Genomic DNA, 17573 nt, shown 5'->3' with positions numbered 1-17573 from the left:
GAACCGAATGCGGGGGGATTCAGGTTGACCATCACCTTCGCAACTGACGACACCGAGGCCCAACAAAATCCTACGAAAAGCTATCGAGGAAGGCGACCTCCACGCATTCCTTGCCGGCCCCGCTGCGGCCGATCTTGAACCAACGGGCCTCGGACAGATCAACGTTCACGCTCGCAATCCCTTGCTACTTGCGATTGAACTCGCCATCGACTACGCCAGCGGTGAAGGCTTCCCACTCACCGGGGGTGAAGACAAGGGCCGGGCCGGTCGGGTTCTTGCTGTCACGGACCCCGACCATGCCCGCGCCAAGGAACGCGACCTCGACACAATCTTTGGTAGCCGAACTGCGTGTACTCTTCCGCCACACCGCGTCGGATAGGTCAACGTCGTACTTATCGGTCACGCGGCGTACTCCCTTGCTACCTGTCGAATCAGGTTCCTACTTGCTGTTTCATCCAGCGCGGCGCGCCGGATGACTGCATGTGCCTCATGGTAACGCGCTACGTCCTCCGGCTTCTCCAGGTATAGGTCTCCGGTGAAGCTCTCCAGATAGACCACTGGCGGTTCGATCGGCTTGCCCTTGTTGTCGGTTCCGAAATCGAGGATGGTGAATGGTCCCAGCGGATCACCGAGTGGGATACCAGCGGCAAACGGAAGCACCCGGATGGACACATTCGGCAACGTGGACATGTCGGCGAGATGCCGCAACTGTGCGGTCATCACCTTTCGCCCGCCGACGAGCCGCTGCAATGCGCACTCCAACAGGACAACATCCAAATGGGCGGGCTGGCTCTTGCGGGTGATCAACGCCTGCCGCTTCAGTTTGAGTTGTACGCGCCGGTTGATCTCGTCACTGGTCTCATCGGGCAGAGCCGAGCGCAGCAACGTCAGCCTGTAGTCCGGAGTTTGCAGCAATCCCAAGATCACATCTGGCGCATACGAAGTCAGCTGGTGCGCAGAGGCTTCCAATCCCATGTACACGTCGAAGTTAGCGGGTATCAGGTTCCCGTATTCGTGGTACCAGGACTTGATGGCCGCCTGCTGTGCTAGCCCCATGAGTGCGGTCGTCTTCGTTTCGTCGGCGTCGTAGATGCTGCACAGCTCTCGGATGTCAAGCAGCCGAATCCGCTCGGCCTGGCCGGTCTCCAGCCGCTGCAACGTGCTCGCCCCTCGTTCGATCCGTCTCGCTGCCTCCGGGATCGTCATCCCGGTCTGCGTCCTCAGATCGCGCAAATACCGACCCAACTGCCGTCGTGGAAGCGTGCTTCCCGTTTCTGACATGTCATAGCCCCCAATTTTGGTTTTTGTCTGCACCAGTTTTTGCATGAACCATCTCATGCCGACGGTTTCTATTCTGCTGTTTTGCAACAACTTACATGGATAATCCAAAACTGTGCCAGTCGTTTAGCTCGACCTGATGCTCTGGTTGCGCGTCCGGTAGGGAGCCCGCCCGATTCCCCCCTCGGCTCCTGTCCCTAGCACTCGCGGATACCGCCAGGGGCCGGGCGCACCTCAGCCACCTACGCGATCAGAGGTCTAACCTGATGGACCACATACCTTTTGGCGGTACACCGTTGACGCGATGCCACTTCTACCGGCGCGTGTGCGACCTGCCTGCCGTCATCGACCCGCCGCATCTGGGTCGCATCGTCATGCCCGCTACTCATGTGTGGGCCATGATGATGCCCGCGCATCTGGGGCAGGCGGTGAAGATCGAAATGCAAAACCAGGAAACCGATCTCGGCCCGATCCTGTCCCATCCCCGCTCGGTCCGATGGACCTATCTCATCCGGCCGGACCTGCCCGACGAGGACAGCCTGTTCGCCGAGCTGTTCCGGCTCAACGTCTCGGTCGTCCGCGAGGGCGGCACCATCGCATTACCGTCACCCACCGACCAGCGCGTGGAATTCCGGCGCTGGGTCGACCCGCCCCGGTGCATGTACCGGCCTTCAGGCGCCGTGGTGCTCAACGCGATCCGCGCATGCTTCGGCCCGGGAAAGCACCGGGCGGTGACCCATGGGTGACTGCGACTGCGGACCGTGGATCAAGTGGTCGCACTGCGGATTCGGAAAGTTCGACCTGCGCACCAACGCATTAACCGAGGTCGCCTGTCCGTCACGGCATTGCGCGACATGGGTTCGGTTGGTCGACGGCAAGCTCACCGAGCACGAGCGAACGATCGGTGGACGCTGCCCGTGGATCGGTGTTCGCGTGGTCGACGACCGCGTCGACCCGCTCACCGCACCGAACAGAATTATCGACACCGAGGCAGCCGGATGGGATAGCGAGCAGTGACAGGCGCCGCCGCTTCCCCGCGCCCCGAAGAACCGGACGTGCACCTCAGCATTTCCCTGTACGGCGCACGATTCGATTTCGCCGCGTGCCTGACCGCCGCCCTGCTCTTTATCCAAGACCACCAGGCCCGTCACCACGCCGACGCCGTCGACGTACTCCACAGCGACACAACCGAATTGCCGCGTCTACCATGCGAGCGCTTGTTTCTCGATCCGTGAAGGAGACTCGTGCTCGGTGTAGTCCGGGCTGCCGATATCTTGAACGCCTTCGGGCGCGCCACCTCATGCCGATCGGTGCGCCAGTACACGATTCGCGCCAGCTCGGCGTCGGGTCGGAACCGAACCCGCGTACCACCGCCGTTCACGAAACCCGATGGAACCGGGGCCGGGTCTGGCGCGTCATATAGTAGCGACGGGGATTACCGACGCCAGGAGAGATATGCACACCGCTGACGTCCTACGCACCACGCTCGGCGGCCTCGCTGTGCTGGCACTGGCCACCGGCTGCGGGTCGAGTGTGGATGGGACAGCAACCACAACGGCGAAGTCCACGGACGATATCCAGGTCTTCAACCCCTGCACACAGCTCAGCGACGACGTGTTGCGCCGGATGGGGCTGGACCCCGCCACCAAATACGTCACAACAGATCCGCCCGAAGGGCCCGCTTCGTGGCGCGTATGCGGTTGGTACCCGCCCGAGCACAAGTACAAAGTCGATGTCATGTCGACCAGTCACACCCTCGCCGAGACCCGAGCGAACAGCAAGGTAACCATCCTTCGGGAGGTGACGATCGGCTCCCGCAATGGAGTAATCAGCCAGGACAAATCCGACACCCAAGGCGACAGTTGCTATGTGAGTTTCCCTGCTGAGCAGGGCATGTTCGAGATTGCCGTTGGCTGGGAGAGCAGGGCCCAAAAGCCCGATCTGTGTGAGTTGGCCGTAAAACACGCCAAGGATCTCGAGCCCAACCTGCCGAAGTAAGGCGGCGCAACCGACAGCAATCTCAGATTCGTGTGAGGGGAGACGCAATGGCGGATGACATGCAGGGCGAGATGCGGCGCTGGCAACAACTCAAACAGAAGGCCGAATCAGGCGAGTTCCGCGTGGAGGAAGGGATCGGCGAGGCATTGCGCAGGCGCTGCGAAACGTTCCTCGGGAAGCTCATGTCTATGAAGACCCAGGCGCAACGTCTCGATCGTCTCTCGGGCTACGGCGACCTCCCATCAGCGCAGACCCTGCAAGCGAAGTTCGAGAAGAAGGCCGCCGGCGGCGATTCACACGACCCCAACGACTCCGCCGTCGCCCGCCTCCAACAGCACATCGAGGTAGTCCAGCTGATGCACGACACCTACGCCGCCGCGATCGGCAAACTGCAGGCCACCGACGGAGCAGCAGGCAGCCGGATGAGCACTCTCACCGAGAAGGTGCGCTGATGGTCAACCCACTCGACGTTGCCAAAGCTGTTGTCACGGCAGTCGCGGGTCCTGTACCTGTAGCGATCTTCGACGCGCGCACCCAGTCGAATCAGAACAACGACCGGGACTCCAATCTCCGCAAGGACGCCGATGATTACTGGAAGAGCGACCGGCAGATCATCGACAACGAGTGGGGTGTGCTGGACCCGCGGCACCACCAGCCCGCACCCAACAAGATCCTCTCCCCTGAAGCGTTCGAAACCTGGACGCACCAACAGATTTGGGAGGCACTCAATGGTCACGACGGCGTCAAAGGGGTCGAGCAGGCCGATATCAATAGCGGCGCCGACGGCTGGCGGCGCCTGACCGAGCAGGCCACCAACGCGATCAATGCCTTCCGCACCGGCGTCGACCAGGACATCGCGACGTTGTGGGCCGGGCGCGCCGCCAATTCCGCGATGAAGGCCACCCGCGGCTATTCGGATGAATTCCAGAAGCTGGCGGTGAGTTTCCAGATGGTCGCGAACGGCATCGACCTCATGCAGGGCTACCTCGATCAGGCCAAACGGTCCGTGCCGCCGCCGGAGCAGGTGGACGGCTTCGGCGAGTTCATGGGGCACATACCGGGCAACGGTGTGCTGAAGCTGTCCAAGCACCGGGCCGATGAAGCCGCCGCGCACGCGCAGGAAGTGATGACCACGGTCTATCGGCCTGGCGTGTTGAAGGTCGACGGGCGGACACCGCTGTTGCCCGAACCGTTCAATCCGGTCGACCGGACCGGCGAGCAACCCGCGCCAGCACCCGGCCCCAACAGCAACGGCCCGAACCCCGGTGGTGTCCCGTCCAGTGGCAAGCCGGACAGCGCCAATGGCGAGCAACCGGGCAGCCCGAACAGCATTGATCCGCAGAACACCAGCCCCCAGAACACGAACCCGCAGAACACCGACCCGCTCAACACGAGTCCGGCGAACACTACGCCGCAGAACGCGACTCCCGACCCGAAGCTGCCCAAGAACTACCTGGATGACCCGCTCGGCCGTCCCGGAACGCCAGGCCCCGGCTCGCCCGGCGCTCCGGGTTTCCTCGGCACGCCGAGTCCTGGTAAGAGCATCCCCGGTGGCAGGCCGCCCAGCCGGCCCGGTCCCGGTGCGCCAGGGTCCAGAGCGGGCAACCCGCAGGCCGGTAGACCCGGCATGTCCAGCATGCCCGGCATGGGTGCGCCCGCCGGCCGCGGGAAGGGAGACGACAACGAGGAGCACAAGACACCGGACTACCTGATCCAGGACCGGACCACGGAGCTACTCGGCGTACAGCCGCGCGTGCTACCACCAGGTGGGGTCATCGGCGAATGAGCGAAAACCGTTGGCGGCTGGACGGCTTCGCGTTCACCATCGCGATGTCGGCGATGGGCCGCGACCGCCTGCCGTACCCATTGAGCTACCACCCGGAGTTCACGGAGCACCGCGACGACTACGAACGGCTGCGCGGGCGCACGGCACAGCGGCTGCAACCGATATTCGACGAACGGTTCCATCGGGCGCTGACCACGCTGCTGGAACCACGGTTGCGGATCGAGGTCCACGGCTTCTACGGGCCGGAGCTGTCGCAGGTGGTGCGGATTCACGCCGGTCTGACTGATCGGGTCGCCACGGTGGCGCAGCAACTGCCCGGCCCCGACCGCGCGCACGGCCGCGATGTGATCATCACCCAGTGCAGCGCGGACATGGTGGTCGCGGAGGTCGCGGCGAAACTCCCGCACTGCCGAGGCGGAAGCCATTATCCGTTCTCCACGCGGCGGTCCGACCTGAACCAGCCGGTGTACGCGCGCCACCCGACCAAGCTGTCACCCATCGAGGAAATACAGCGGTTCGTCCGGCGCCCCCGCAGCAGCACCGGCGAGATCACCGTCTATCCGGGAGCCGCCTTCGACGCCCGGCCCACCGACGACGGCCGTGCCTTCATCTGGATGGACTACGCCGGAGACGGCCGCTATCTCCTGTTCAACCACAACCGGGAAGACTCGAGCTTCAGCCCCGGCCCCGCCGACGAACTGATGCGACAACTGCAGACCCGGATCGACGCCATCAACCACACCTACGCCCGGTAACGCGCCCGCTCCGCCACTCGGCGCTGTGGTGTGCGAATGTCCACGGAGGTTGCGGGGTCATCGCGGGGTTTCGCCGCCGACCACGCAAGATAGGTTCGGGCAGCAAGACCCGCGTGGTCAGAAATTCTGTGGTCAGGGCGGTGATCGCTCAGGCACACTGCCGGGCGTGGCTGTTTCGGAGAAGGCTACGCGGGCACCGGGTCAGGCCCGGGCGACCGGGCTGAGTTTGGTCTCATGGGTGCTGTTCGCAAGTTCCGGCCCGCTGGCCGCAGCAGTGATGGCTGCGGGCTGGTCTCCGGCTGCGGTGACCTCGGTGCGGATCGTGTCGGCCGCAGTACTGCTGGTGCCGGTAGTTGCGGTGCTGCGGCCGCAGGCCCTGCGATTCGGCCGCGCCGACCTTTGGCTGCTGTTCGCTTACGGTCTGCTCGGCGTCGCCGGGGTGCAACTGTTGTTCTTCGTGGCCGTAGCCCGGGTTCCGGTCGGGGTGGCGATGGTGCTGGTCAACGTGGCGCCCGCGCTGGTCGCGTTATGGGTGCGGGTGGTGCGGGGCACCCGGCTGCCCGGACCGGCATGGGTGGGTATCGGGATGGCCTTGGGCGGATCGGCTCTGGTCACGCAGATGTGGCAGGGCGCCGGGCTGGACCGACTCGGCGTTGCCGCCGGGCTCGGTGCGGCGATCTGCTCGGCAGGGTACTTCCTGCTCGGCGAACACGGTGTGGGCAGGCACGACTCGTTTGGGCTGACCGCGGCGGGGCTGGCGATCGGCGCGGTGATGGTGGCGGCGGTCGTCCCGCCATGGACGCTGCCTGCGGGCCTGCTCACTAACGCTGCGGTACTGGGCGGTCTGCGGGCTCCTGTGTGGCTGGTGCTGCTGGTGCTGGCGGTGGCCGGCACCGTGCTGCCTTATCTGACGGGGCTGCGGGCGCTGCGGGATCTACCCGCGGTCCTAGCCAGCGTGCTGGCCCTTGTCGAACCGCTGGTCGCCGCTGTGCTGGCCTGGCTGCTGCTCGGCCAGGCGATCGGGCCGACGCAACTGGCCGGGGCGGCGATACTGCTCACCGGCGCGGTGCTGGTGCAACTGACCCCGGCCCCCGGCTCGCTGAAACACAATACCTAGCACCATATTCGAGTTATGCGACGGACCTGCTGAGACAGCGTTCCGCCAGATTCACGCCCACCGCGGCCGCCACGCCGTCTGCTTGGGCACTGCCCGAAGTTCGGCGTAAGGGCAGCGGCTGGGCAACCTTCGGGCAGTTCCGTGCCGGTTTCCGCTGCGTGAGAATGAGAACGGTACTCGGCATCGGGAAGTCCCGGTCCCCAATGCTTTGCCGGACTCGATCCCGCCCCGAAAGTCCGGTGGCAGCCGACAGCCCCGATGCCGAGTGCCAACCAATCCGCTCAGCGGTCGAACAGGCGATAGGCCGCGGTGAGTGCGCGGTGGCCCGCTGCGGCGGTCGACTCGTCGGCAGCGGTCATCCGCAACGCTTTACGCAATAGCATCGGATCCAAATCCTCTGGGGCCGGGCAGAATTCGACTTTCGGTAGGTCAGGCAGAACGGCCTGGTCGCCGTACGGGTCAGCGGAATCGGCGGACTGCTCGTCGCGCTCGATACCACCGATCAGCATGTCCAGGTCGAGGCCGCGCAGAGTGAGGATCTCGCGCGGACGTTCGTCCAGCCGCTCAGCAAGCAGATAGCAGACTGCGGCGACATGCTTACACGGCCAGCCCGGGTCCGGGCAGGTGCAGCTGAAGTCCAGTTCCGCCGCTGTCGTCGGCAACAGCAACGGTCCGAGACCGGTCGGCAGCGCGCCCGACGCGATCTCGGCGAGCATGCCCGGCGACGACCGGATGGTCTCGATGATCAACTCCAGCTCGTCTTCGCGCAGTGGACGGACGGTGAACACCGCGGTGAACGGGCGTGGTTGGCTACCTTGCACTTCCGCGGTCACGGCACCGGGCTCGATGTGATAGCTGACCACTTGGCCGGAGCGCGCGTAATTGCGGCCGCGCGCCAACCGCCCCGGCTCTGCCATCTGCTCCACCGATTCGATCAGAGCCTTGCCCCACCAGGAGCGCCCGAACGCGCCCCGACGACTGCGCGCTTCGACCCCGCCGCGCACCGGCAGTTTCTTGCCGTACTCGCTGTAATCGATGAACGGACTCATTCGCCCACCGCCGCAGCGCCGAGGGCGAACAGGTCACGCAGTTCGGCGGTGCTCAGCTCGGTGATCCAATTCTCCCCCACACCCACGGCCAGATCGGCGAGTTGCCGCTTGCCAGTGATCATTTCGTCGATCCGCTCCTCGATGGTGTCGACGCAGACCAACTTGCGCACCTGGACGTTGCGCTGTTGCCCGATCCGATAGGCGCGATCGGTGGCCTGGTTCTCCACCGCGGGATTCCACCAGCGGTCCAGATGGACGACATGGTTGGCGGCGGTGAGGTTGAGGCCGGTACCACCGGCCTTCAGCGACAGCAGCATCAGCGGCGGACCATCCGCCTGCTGGAACCGGGTGACCATGCCGTCGCGCTTCTTCTTCGGCACGCCGCCATGCAGGAACGGGATCTCGGTGCCGAACCGCTCGGCCAGATAGGGCGCGATGAACGCACCGAACTCACGAAATTGAGTGAACAGCAACGCTTTCTCACCATCGGCGAGTACCGCGTCCAGTACGTCCTCGACGAGAGCGAGTTTGCCGGAGCGGTGCGCGCCGCGGTGCAGCACTCCCGAACCGTCGCCGAGGAAATGCGCCGGATGGTTGCACACCTGTTTGAGTCTGGTGAGCGCGGCGAGGACGGCGCCTTTGCGGGCCATTCCCTTCGCATCCCTGAGTTTGGTCAGCATGTCGTCGACGACCGCCTGATAGAGCGCGGCCTGCTCGACGGTGAGGTTGGCCCGCACCGTCATCTCCAGCTTCTCCGGCAGATCGCTGATCACCGCCGGATCGGTCTTCACCCGGCGCAGCACGAACGGCTGGGTGAGCCAGCGCAGACGACTGATCGCGTTCTGGTCGCGCTCGCGCTCGATGGGCACCGCGAAACGCGCTCGAAACGACTGCGGGCTGCCGAGCACCTTGGGCATCGCGAAATCCATGATCGAGCGCAGCTCTTCCAGCCGATTCTCCACCGGAGTCCCGGTGAGCGCCAGCCGGTGCCGCGCGGGCACCGCCCGCGCCGCCCGCGCCTGGCGCGTTCCCGCGTTCTTGATGTGTTGTGCCTCGTCCAGGACGATCCGCGCCCACTGTTGCCTGCCGAACTCGTCGACGTCGCGGGCGAGCAGCGCGTAGGTCGTGATCACCAGATCGGCGGCGGCGACCGTCTCATCGAGTGCGACGCCCATCCGCCGTCCCGCACCGTGGTGCACCCACACCCGCAGATCAGGCGCGAACCGCTCCGCCTCGCGTTGCCAGTTGCCGACCACCGACATGGGACACACCAGCAACGTCGGACCCGCCTGCTCGCCCGCCGCACCACCTGGCGCGCATCGACCACCGCGCGTCGCATCTTCCGCGGCCACGACGCCATCGGAATCCGACCGCGCCTCCCGTTCGTGCAGCAACAGGGCGAGCACCTGAACGGTCTTGCCGAGACCCATGTCGTCGGCCAGGATCGCGCCGAGACCCATCCGGCTCATGGTGGCCAGCCAGGCCAGGCCGCGTGCCTGGTAAGGCCGCAGATCGGCCTTCAATCCGATCGGCGGGGCGACCGGCTCCGGCTCGCGGGTATGGTCGAGCAGGTCCGCGGCCCAGCCCGAGGCGGTGACTTCCGCGATCGGCACCTGTTCCACGCGCCCGCCCGCGATCTCGCCGAGCATGTCGGCGAAGGTGACCGGGGAATCGTCGGTGTGCGCGGCGACATAGCGGGCCGCCGCGGCGAGCACCTTGTGGTCGGCCTGCACCCATTCGCCACGCAACTGGACCAGATCGGATTTGCTCCGCACGAGTCGTTCCATCTCGGCGGTGGTCAGCACCGTGTCGCCGAGTGCGAGTTCCCAGCGGTAGGAGACGAGGCCACGCATCCCGACGGTGCTCTCGGCAGCGGGCACCGCGCTGTCCACCCGCAGCCGCATGGACGGTTCCGCGATGCTCCACGCGCGTGGGAGCAGCAGCCGGACACCCGCGGCGTGCAGCGCGTGCGCGCCGTGCGCGACCAAGTCCGCGACCACCTCGGTCGGTAGCAGCAGATCCATGCTGCGCGGATCGCTTGGCAGATCACGCAGCCGCGGATAGGCTCGCTGCGCCTCACCGAGCTTCTCCACCGCGATCCGGACCAGGTTCGGATCACCGTGCAGCAGAACGGATTCGGGTGCCGCACCATCGATGCGCAGGCACACCTCCAGTCGCCAGAGCGCCACCGACTCGTCGACGGCGCCGAGTTCGCCGTCCGGTTCGAGCAGTCGTAGTACCAGGTCCGGTTCGTCACCGGTCAGACTGGCCCGCCACCGTTCCAGCACCTCGGCCAACTGGTAGCTGCCGCCCTCCACGGGAACGTCGGCGGACAGGGCGGCCAGCAACGGATGCGCCGAATCGGGCAGATCGATCAGCGCTCGCGCGATCGGGTCGGTGAGTTCGGTGACCATGTCTTCGAGCAGCGCGGCGGGGCGGCCGGCCACACGCAGCGCCTGCGGCATGGCCACGGCCAGTTCGGCCAGCCAGGCACGCTGCCTTTCGCCGCCGACCAACCGCCAGCGCGCCCACCACTGCCCGTCCTCTCTCCGTAGTTCCGGTACGACGCGCCCGGCGCGCACCCAGCGTTCGACACCCCGCGCGACGTGCGCGAGGAAGCGCAGGTCTCCCGACACCACCTCGGTCGGCAGCCGCTGCCGTAGCGCCACGGCGGCCGCGGCCGGCGCCAGAGCATGTGCCCGTACCCGCTCGGTCGCGGTTCCCCGCGGTCCGGTGATCAGTACGTCGGCCGTGTGTCGGAACTTCGATGCACGCAGCACGGCGCCCAGCGGGTCGGGCAGCGCCGTGACCGGTGAATCGGGCCACAACAGCAATCCGGAGCCCGGCGACCACAGACCGTGCAGCATGCGCCCATCCAATCAAACGCGTCCGACACGGTGACCGGGCCGTCTTCCTGGATTTCTGGGCGTTCGCGGAACATACTGGAATATCCGCTGGTCATCGCAGACGAAGTCCTAGCTTGGTGGCAGTCCTAGCTTGGTGTCAACGGAAGCGGGAGGAAGCAGCATGACGATTCTGCTCCAGGTACTCGAGCAGAGCTTCACGCCGACGACCCCGTGGGAGCGGCGCAAATTCACCTTCGTACACGCCGACAAGATCGTCGGCATGCGCCTCGACGGGCAGTCCGGTGTGTGGCTGGACCTCTCGCGGCCCGGTGAATCCCAGCGTCTGGCTCGAACCATCGATCCGCGTGAAGCGATCACGTTCCTGCTCACCACCTTCGCCAAGATCGCCGAGTGCGAGGAGCGCGGCGGCTCATGGGTGATCGGGCACGACGGACAGAACACCGGCTCGATCTCGGCCACCCGGTTCCCACCTCGCACGAGCGAGGTCGCCGACGACGACCTTTTGGCCCGCGCCTGGTTGTGAGATCGGCCGCTCCCGTTCTCGGGTCTTCCGCGTGTCGGCCGCCGGCGAGATGCACCGAGTTGATGTTCGTCACCGACAACGCGAGGACCGCCGGCCGAACGCTGGCCGGATCAGTTGCCGGAAGCGACCGGCCGCTTCGGGTCGTTCGACCACTGTGACCACGAACCGGGATACAGGGCGGCCTCGATGCCCACTGTGGCCAGCGCCGCGATCTGGTGCGCGGCAGTCACTCCAGACCCGCAATACACCGCGACCGGCCCCGACCCGTATCCGGCAAAGCGGTCACGCAACTCTGCCACGCCGCGGAACCGTCCCGCGTCGTCGAGGTTTTCGGCGGTCGGAGCGCTGAGCGCACCAGGGATATGTCCGGCGCGCGGATCGATCGGCTCCACCTCACCGCGGAAGCGCTCGCCCGCCCTGGCGTCGAGCAGCACCCCGTCCCAGCGAGCAGCGGCGTCCGCGTCGATCACCGGCAGATGACCGGGGCTCAATTCGACATCGCCCGGTCGAGGGTCCGGTTCGGCGCCGGTCGCGATCGTGCCGCCCGCACCGACCCACCCGGGCAGCCCACCGTCGAGGATGCGCACATCGGCGATACCCGCCCAGCGCAGCAACCACCAGGCGCGGGCGGCGGCCATGCCGCCGGTGGCGTCGTAGACCACCACCGGATCATCGGCGCACACGCCCCAGCTGCGCGCGCATTTCTCCAGTTGGGTGACGTCCGGCAGCGGGTGCCTGCCGCGCGCGGGTGACGGCGGCGCGGAAAGCTCGGTTTCCAGATCGACGAACACCGCGCCGGGAATGTGGCCGGCGAGGTAGTGTTGCGGGCCATCCGGATCGCCCAGCGCCCAGCGGACATCCAGCAGACGAAATCGCTTGTCCGCCAACACTTCCCGAAGCTTCTCCGGTGAGATCAGTACCGCGTTCAACTCAGCTCCTCATCCCGAATCGCGTGTTCGCGCACCGACGCCCTCACCCTACGCATCCGAACACGGCGATGTCGCGGTACTTCGATGTACCATCGGGCACCACGTCACGACACCCGGATCGCGACGACGTAAGTAGGGCCAGTTTCCCGGCACTGGCTGGCGACACAACCGTGTGACCAGGGCAATATCCGGCGGATGTCGAACGTTTCCGCGACTCGAGCCCCCGCCACCACCGCGAGCGGACCCCAACCCGCCGCGCCGAGGGTCGGGTTGGTCCAGCCGATCAGCGCCGGGGCGGTCGCGGCTCTGGTGGGATTCACCAGCTCGTTCGCGGTGGTGTTGACCGGGCTGACCGCGGTCGGGGCAGACGCGAGGCAGGCCGCGTCGGGACTGCTCGCGCTGTGCGCCACCCAGGCGATCGGCATGATGCTGCTCAGTTACCGGTATCGGATGCCGATCACGCTGGCCTGGTCCACGCCGGGCGCGGCACTGCTCGCGAGCACCGGCGCCGTGGCGGGTGGGTGGCCCGCGGCGATCGGCGCCTTCCTGCTCACCGGCGTGTTGATCGTGATCACCGGGCTGTGGCAGCGGCTCGGCGACCTCGTCGCGGCGATCCCGGTGGAGATCGCGCAAGCCATGCTGGCCGGCGTGTTGCTGCCGCTGTGCCTAGCGCCGGTGCGGGCGGTGCAGACCAGTCCGGCGGTGGTGGTGCCGGTGATCCTCGTCTGGCTCGCGCTACAGCGGTATGCCGCACGCTGGGCCGTGATCGCGGCGTTCGTCACCGCGGCGGTCGGCGCGGGCATCAGTATCGTGGTGCAGCACCGGCCGCTGAACGTCGGCGCCATGGTCCCCGCAGTGGAACTGACACTGCCGCACTGGAATTGGCAGACGATGCTCGGCGTCGCGTTCCCGCTGTACATCGTCACCATGGCGTCGCAGAACATCCCAGGCACCGCCGTGCTGAAGTCGTTCGACTACCAGGTGCCCTGGCGCGCCGCGATGACCGTCACCGGACTCGGCACCCTCCTGGGCGCACCGGCGGGCGGGCACACCATCAACCTCGCGGCGATCAGCGCCGCGCTCTCGGCCGCGCCCGCCGCGCATCCGGACCCGAAGCGGCGCTGGATCGCGGCATTCACGGTCGGCGTCACCTATCTGCTGCTCGCACTGGGCTCAGCCGCCCTCGTCACACTGGTCGCGACCGCTCCGGCAGGCACCCTGGAAACCGTCGCCGGCCTCGCTCTGCTGGCCACCCTCGGCGCGGCGCTCAGCGGTGCCCTGCGCTCCGCCGAGCACCGGGAAGCGAGCGTCGTCACCTTCGCGATCGCAGCGTCCAGCGTCGGTTTCGCCGGAATCGGCGCCGCCTTCTGGGCTCTGCTCGCCGGTCTGGTGGTGCGCAAGGTACTGCGTCAGACCGTCTGAACTCTTGGTCCCGGGGCGTCTCAGGGCACACCGCCCCGGGCGCGGTGCGGTTAGCCAGGCAAGGCGGCTTGGAAGCGGCGCATGCCGTCGATCCAGCGGTCGTAGTCCGAGCCTTTGTGGCGGTACATCTTCAGCACCTCGGGGTGCGGGAGAATCAGGAAGTGCTCGTCGGCGATGCCGGCCAGCACGACCTCGGCGACTTCCTGCGGGGACAATACCGAGCCCGCGGTGGTCACTGCCTTCACCGCGAGTTCGGCTTCCGCCGCGTCCTCGCGGGGAGCGAATCCGGTGCGCAACAGCTGCGTATCCACCCCCATGGGGCAGACGCAACTCACGCGCACTCCCTGATCGCCGTAGGTGACCGAGAGCCATTCGGCGAAACCGACGGCCGCGTGCTTGGACACCGCGTACGGCGCCGAGCCGATCTGGGTGAGCAGACCCGCTGCCGAGGCGGTGGCGACGAAGTAGCCGCTCGCGCGTTCCGTCCAGCCGGGCACCAACAGCCGCGCCGCGCGGACATGGGCCATGACGTTGACCTCGAGCGTGGCCAGCCACTGCTGATCGGTGCTGGTCAGACCGACGCCGCCGCCGATGCCCGCGTTCGCGAAATAGAGGTCCACCGGGCCGAATTCGGCCTCGGCACGCTCGATCAGTTCGCGGATCACCCGCTCGTCGGCCACATCGCCACCGACCGCGACCGCGGCCGGCCCGAGCGATTCGGCAACACCCGTGACCGCACCGACGTCGAGATCGCCGAGCACCACGCGCGCCCCACCGGCGACTAGCCGACGCGCCAGCGCCGCGCCGATCCCCGCACCGGCCCCCGTGACGATCGCGACTTTCCCCGAAATCTCCATTCCCGCACCCTAGCGGGGTGTCATCGTCGGACCGCCGTGAACTGGCCGACCACATCGGACTGCCACGGGTGCGCGATCGCAGCGGTCGGCGCGACGGGAGGTCGCCCGTTCACCAGCAAGCAGCTCGCCGATCAGTCGTCCTAGTGGGTGGTCCAGGCGGGGCCCCGATCGACCAGCACCGGGTGCGCCGGCGACTGCCGGACGGCTGGCTTCTAGAACCTCGATCGCCCTGGGTCACCGGTACGTTCAGCTGGAATTCGCCAGCCGATGCAGCAACGGAGCCGTGCGCGGCCCGACCAGTTCGCGCATCACCAGCGCCATGTTGGTCCGCTCCACACCGGGGATCTTCAGGATCTGCCCGGCGATCCGATACAGGTCGTCGGCGTCCCGCGCGACCACCCGCACGGTGAGATCGGTGAGCCCGGTCATCCCGCACACCTCGGTCACCTCGGGCACCTCGGCGAGTTCGTTCACCACCGCATCCAATTGATGCTGGTCGACGACGACCGCCACGAATGCCGACAGCGGATAGCCAAGGGCGCGCGGCCGCACCCGGCGCTCGAAATTCCCGAGTACCCCGCCGGCCTCCCAGCGCGACAACCTGGCCTGCACCGTATTGCGAGACAACCCCAGCCGCGCGGCGAGTTCGACACCCGTCGCCCTGGGATTGGCGACCAGTTCCAGCAACAGCCTGGCGTCGGTGGCGTCCAGCGTCACGTCGACGCTTTCTCTGGTCATACAACGCAGTATGACATCGCTGCTCGGGTCGGAATTGAGCATTCTGCTCATTCGAGTATTGACCGCTTGCGCAGTTCGCAGTCCGGGGGATGCTGTGAGGTAGAGCACGCCGACGCCTGCAGCATCAGTGGTGAGGAGGCGGTAACCATGCCAGGCAAGCCCGACTACCCGGTGCAGTTGGTGCAACCAGACGGTCGCCGCGTGCTGGATCCCGAGCACGCGGCGCTGGTCGCCGACGTCGGCCCCGAACAACTGCGCGGGATGTACGAAGACATGGTGGTCACCCGGCGGATCGACACCGAGGCCACCGCGCTCCAGCGGCAGGGCCAACTCGGCCTGTGGGCGCCGCTGCGCGGGCAGGAGGCCGCCCAGGTCGGTTCGGCGCGTGCGCTGCATCCCGACGACTACGTGTTCTGCAGCTACCGCGAGGCCGCCGTCGCCTACTGCCGCGGCGTGCGTCCCACCGATCTCACCCGGCTGTGGCGCGGCGTCGCGCATTCCTGCTGGGATCCGGACGCGGTGAACATGACCAACCCGAACATCGTCGTCGGCTCCCAAGGCCTGCACGCGACGGGCTACGCCTTCGCCGCGCACCTGGACGGCGCCGAGCTCGCGACCATCGCCTATTTCGGCGACGGCGCCAGCAGTGAGGGCGACATCGCCGAGGCGCTCGGCTTCGCCGCGAGCTGGAGCGCGTCGGTGGTGTTCTTCTGCCAAAACAACCATTGGGCGATCAGCGCCCCGGTGCGCGTGCAGAGTGCGACCCCGATCGCGCGGCGCGCCTACGGCTACGGCATGCCCGGTGTGCAGGTCGATGGCAACGATCTGCTCGCCGTGCTCGCCGTGACCAGGCAAGCGGTGACCAGGGCGCGCTCCGGCGGCGGCCCCTCGTTCATCGAGGCCATCACCTACCGGATGGGCCCGCACACCACCGCGGACGATCCCACCCGCTACCGCTCGGCCGCCGAAACCGAACAGTGGGCGCGACGTGATCCGATCGACCGGGTCCGCAGGCTGCTGGAGCGCGAGGGCCACTGGGACGACGCGTTCGAGCGCCGGGTCACCGAGCACGCCGACGCGGTCGCCGGCCAAGTGCGCACGGCGACCATCGACCTGCCCGACCCCACACCCGCGGAGCTGTTCGACCACGTCTACGCCACCGCTCATCCGCTTATCGCCGACGAGCGAAAGGAGTACACGGAGTACCTGACCGGCGATCCGGGCGAAATCTCCGCGCCACCGGAAGGAGTCCCGTCATGATCACCACCTTCGCCGCCGCGCTGAACACCGGGTTACGCCGCGCGCTGGAGGACGACCCGAAGGTCGTGCTGATGGGCGAGGACATCGGCCGCCTCGGCGGAGTGTTCCGCGTCACCGACACACTGCAAAAGGACTTCGGTGACAACCGCGTCGTGGACACCCCGCTGGCCGAGTCCGGCATTGTCGGGACGGCGTTCGGCATGGCGCTGCGCGGCTACCGACCCGTGTGCGAGATCCAGTTCGACGGTTTCGTCTATCCGGCGTTCGACCAGATCGTGTCGCATGTGGCCAAGATCCACTACCGCACCCGGGGAAAAGTGCACGCTCCCATCACGATTCGCATCCCCTTCGGCGGCGGCATCGGGTCGGTAGAGCACCACTCCGAGTCACCCGAGGCCTATTTCGCGCACACCGCGGGGCTGCGCGTGGCGACCCCGAGCAACCCAGCGGACGCGTATTCGATGATTCGCCAGGCGATCGCGCTGGACGATCCGGTGATCTTCTTCGAGCCGAAGCGCCGGTACTGGGACAAGGACGACGTCGACTTCGGCGCACTCGACCGCGGCGAAGCGCTGCCGCTGGACCGCGCCAGAGTATGCGCCATCGGTACCGACGTGACCGTCGCGGCCTATGGCGGCACCGTGGCCACCGCGCTGTCGGCAGCGAGAATCGCCGCGCAGGAGGGGCATTCGCTCGAGGTGATCGACCTGCGCAGCCTGTCGCCGATGGATTTCGACACGATCGAGGAGTCGGTCGCCAAGACCGGACGGCTGATCGTCACGCACGAGGCGCCGGTGTTCGCCGGACTCGGCGCCGAGATCGCGGCGCGGATCACCGAGCGCTGTTTCTACCACTTGGAGGCGCCGGTCCTGCGCGTCGGCGGCTTCGACATCCCTTATCCCCCAGCTAAGCTCGAGAAGCATCACCTGCCCGACCCCGACCGCATTCTCGCCGCGGTCGACCGTTCGCTCGCCGCCTGATGCTGGGAAAGGTG

General features: G+C 67.0%; 20 protein-coding genes. 12 read left to right on the top strand and 8 right to left on the bottom strand.

The annotated features are described in order from the left end of the window. Nucleotides 1-70: 70 nt before the first annotated feature. The 3 genes from AB0C34_RS25945 to AB0C34_RS25935 are packed head-to-tail and all read right to left on the bottom strand — an operon-like array spanning nucleotide 71 to nucleotide 1326. The gene (locus tag AB0C34_RS25945; RefSeq protein WP_357078115.1) at nucleotides 71-169 is read right to left on the bottom strand and encodes a DUF397 domain-containing protein; all 99 of its coding nucleotides are present in this window, start codon (nucleotides 167-169) and stop codon (nucleotides 71-73) included. A 15-nt stretch (nucleotides 170-184) separates the two neighbouring features. Next, on the bottom strand, nucleotides 185-403 hold the full coding sequence (locus tag AB0C34_RS25940; protein ID WP_357078112.1) for a DUF397 domain-containing protein: 219 nt from the start codon (nucleotides 401-403) through the stop codon (nucleotides 185-187). Further along, on the bottom strand, nucleotides 400-1326 hold the full coding sequence (locus tag AB0C34_RS25935; RefSeq protein ID WP_357078109.1) for a helix-turn-helix transcriptional regulator: 927 nt from the start codon (nucleotides 1324-1326) through the stop codon (nucleotides 400-402). Before AB0C34_RS25935 ends, AB0C34_RS25940 begins: the two co-directional genes overlap by 4 nt. 350 nt (nucleotides 1327-1676) lie before the next feature. On the opposite strand from AB0C34_RS25935, the gene AB0C34_RS25930 reads away from it, so the two are divergent. From AB0C34_RS25930 to AB0C34_RS25895, 8 genes are all read left to right on the top strand, one after another. Next, nucleotides 1677-2024 carry a DNA-directed RNA polymerase subunit beta gene (locus AB0C34_RS25930; protein ID WP_357078106.1) on the top strand — a complete coding sequence of 116 codons (348 nt, stop codon included), beginning with the start codon at nucleotides 1677-1679 and terminating at the stop codon, nucleotides 2022-2024. Next, nucleotides 2017-2295 carry a hypothetical protein gene (locus tag AB0C34_RS25925; protein ID WP_357078103.1) on the top strand — a complete coding sequence of 93 codons (279 nt, stop codon included), beginning with the start codon at nucleotides 2017-2019 and terminating at the stop codon, nucleotides 2293-2295. Before AB0C34_RS25930 ends, AB0C34_RS25925 begins: the two co-directional genes overlap by 8 nt. Then, nucleotides 2292-2513, top strand: a complete 222-nt coding sequence (locus AB0C34_RS25920) for a hypothetical protein (protein ID WP_357078101.1) — start codon at nucleotides 2292-2294, stop codon at nucleotides 2511-2513. Before AB0C34_RS25925 ends, AB0C34_RS25920 begins: the two co-directional genes overlap by 4 nt. A gap of 220 nt (nucleotides 2514-2733) precedes the next feature. Continuing rightward, complete coding sequence (locus AB0C34_RS25915) at nucleotides 2734-3276, top strand: DUF3558 domain-containing protein (protein ID WP_357078098.1); 543 nt, start codon at nucleotides 2734-2736, stop codon at nucleotides 3274-3276. A gap of 47 nt (nucleotides 3277-3323) precedes the next feature. After that, nucleotides 3324-3728 carry a hypothetical protein gene (locus tag AB0C34_RS25910; RefSeq protein WP_357078095.1) on the top strand — a complete coding sequence of 135 codons (405 nt, stop codon included), beginning with the start codon at nucleotides 3324-3326 and terminating at the stop codon, nucleotides 3726-3728. Further along, entirely contained in the window at nucleotides 3728-5062 is a 1335-nt protein-coding gene (locus tag AB0C34_RS25905; RefSeq protein ID WP_357078092.1) for a hypothetical protein, read from the top strand. The genes AB0C34_RS25910 and AB0C34_RS25905 overlap by 1 nt, the downstream gene beginning before the upstream one ends. Beyond that, nucleotides 5059-5817: an ESX secretion-associated protein EspG gene (locus tag AB0C34_RS25900; RefSeq protein ID WP_357078089.1), complete on the top strand. Its 759-nt coding sequence runs from the start codon at nucleotides 5059-5061 to the stop codon at nucleotides 5815-5817. The genes AB0C34_RS25905 and AB0C34_RS25900 overlap by 4 nt, the downstream gene beginning before the upstream one ends. Before the next feature lie 166 nt (nucleotides 5818-5983). Beyond that, entirely contained in the window at nucleotides 5984-6934 is a 951-nt protein-coding gene (locus AB0C34_RS25895) for an EamA family transporter (protein ID WP_357078086.1), read from the top strand. A 281-nt stretch (nucleotides 6935-7215) separates the two neighbouring features. On the opposite strand, the gene AB0C34_RS25890 is transcribed toward AB0C34_RS25895, so the two are convergent. Beyond that, nucleotides 7216-7983 (bottom strand): SWIM zinc finger family protein, encoded by a 768-nt coding sequence (locus tag AB0C34_RS25890; RefSeq protein ID WP_357078083.1) that lies wholly within the window; start codon nucleotides 7981-7983, stop codon nucleotides 7216-7218. Further along, nucleotides 7980-10850 (bottom strand): DEAD/DEAH box helicase, encoded by a 2871-nt coding sequence (locus tag AB0C34_RS25885; RefSeq protein ID WP_357078081.1) that lies wholly within the window; start codon nucleotides 10848-10850, stop codon nucleotides 7980-7982. Before AB0C34_RS25885 ends, AB0C34_RS25890 begins: the two co-directional genes overlap by 4 nt. A 160-nt stretch (nucleotides 10851-11010) precedes the next feature. Here AB0C34_RS25885 and AB0C34_RS25880 point away from each other — a divergent pair, with 160 nt between their 5' ends. Next, nucleotides 11011-11373 (top strand): hypothetical protein, encoded by a 363-nt coding sequence (locus AB0C34_RS25880; protein WP_357078078.1) that lies wholly within the window; start codon nucleotides 11011-11013, stop codon nucleotides 11371-11373. Nucleotides 11374-11483: 110 nt separating this feature from the next. Here AB0C34_RS25880 and AB0C34_RS25875 read toward each other — a convergent pair whose 3' ends face one another. Beyond that, nucleotides 11484-12290, bottom strand: coding sequence for a sulfurtransferase (locus AB0C34_RS25875; protein ID WP_357078322.1), 807 nt, complete (start codon nucleotides 12288-12290; stop codon nucleotides 11484-11486). Between the two features lie 207 nt (nucleotides 12291-12497). On the opposite strand from AB0C34_RS25875, the gene AB0C34_RS25870 reads away from it, so the two are divergent. After that, a complete protein-coding gene (locus tag AB0C34_RS25870; protein WP_357078075.1) occupies nucleotides 12498-13724 on the top strand; it encodes a benzoate/H(+) symporter BenE family transporter in 1227 nt (408 codons plus the stop codon). A gap of 50 nt (nucleotides 13725-13774) precedes the next feature. Here the strand turns inward: AB0C34_RS25870 and AB0C34_RS25865 are convergent, their stop codons facing one another. Both AB0C34_RS25865 and AB0C34_RS25860 read right to left on the bottom strand, forming a co-directional pair. Continuing rightward, nucleotides 13775-14581, bottom strand: a complete 807-nt coding sequence (locus tag AB0C34_RS25865) for an SDR family oxidoreductase (RefSeq protein ID WP_357078072.1) — start codon at nucleotides 14579-14581, stop codon at nucleotides 13775-13777. 246 nt (nucleotides 14582-14827) lie between these two features. Then, nucleotides 14828-15319, bottom strand: coding sequence for an Lrp/AsnC family transcriptional regulator (locus AB0C34_RS25860; RefSeq protein WP_357078069.1), 492 nt, complete (start codon nucleotides 15317-15319; stop codon nucleotides 14828-14830). Between the two features lie 147 nt (nucleotides 15320-15466). Here AB0C34_RS25860 and pdhA point away from each other — a divergent pair, with 147 nt between their 5' ends. Together pdhA and AB0C34_RS25850 are read left to right on the top strand one after the other, a co-directional pair. Then, nucleotides 15467-16579 carry a pyruvate dehydrogenase (acetyl-transferring) E1 component subunit alpha gene (pdhA, locus tag AB0C34_RS25855; protein WP_357078066.1) on the top strand — a complete coding sequence of 371 codons (1113 nt, stop codon included), beginning with the start codon at nucleotides 15467-15469 and terminating at the stop codon, nucleotides 16577-16579. Continuing rightward, nucleotides 16576-17559 carry an alpha-ketoacid dehydrogenase subunit beta gene (locus AB0C34_RS25850; protein WP_357078063.1) on the top strand — a complete coding sequence of 328 codons (984 nt, stop codon included), beginning with the start codon at nucleotides 16576-16578 and terminating at the stop codon, nucleotides 17557-17559. Before pdhA ends, AB0C34_RS25850 begins: the two co-directional genes overlap by 4 nt. Nucleotides 17560-17573 lie beyond the last annotated feature (14 nt).

It is taken from the genome of Nocardia sp. NPDC049220, assembly GCF_040647855.1.
Taxonomy (GTDB): Bacteria; Actinomycetota; Actinomycetes; order Mycobacteriales; family Mycobacteriaceae; genus Nocardia.
The sequence above is the reverse complement of the archived record's forward strand: the minus strand, read 5'-3'. Positions and strand labels throughout refer to the sequence as shown.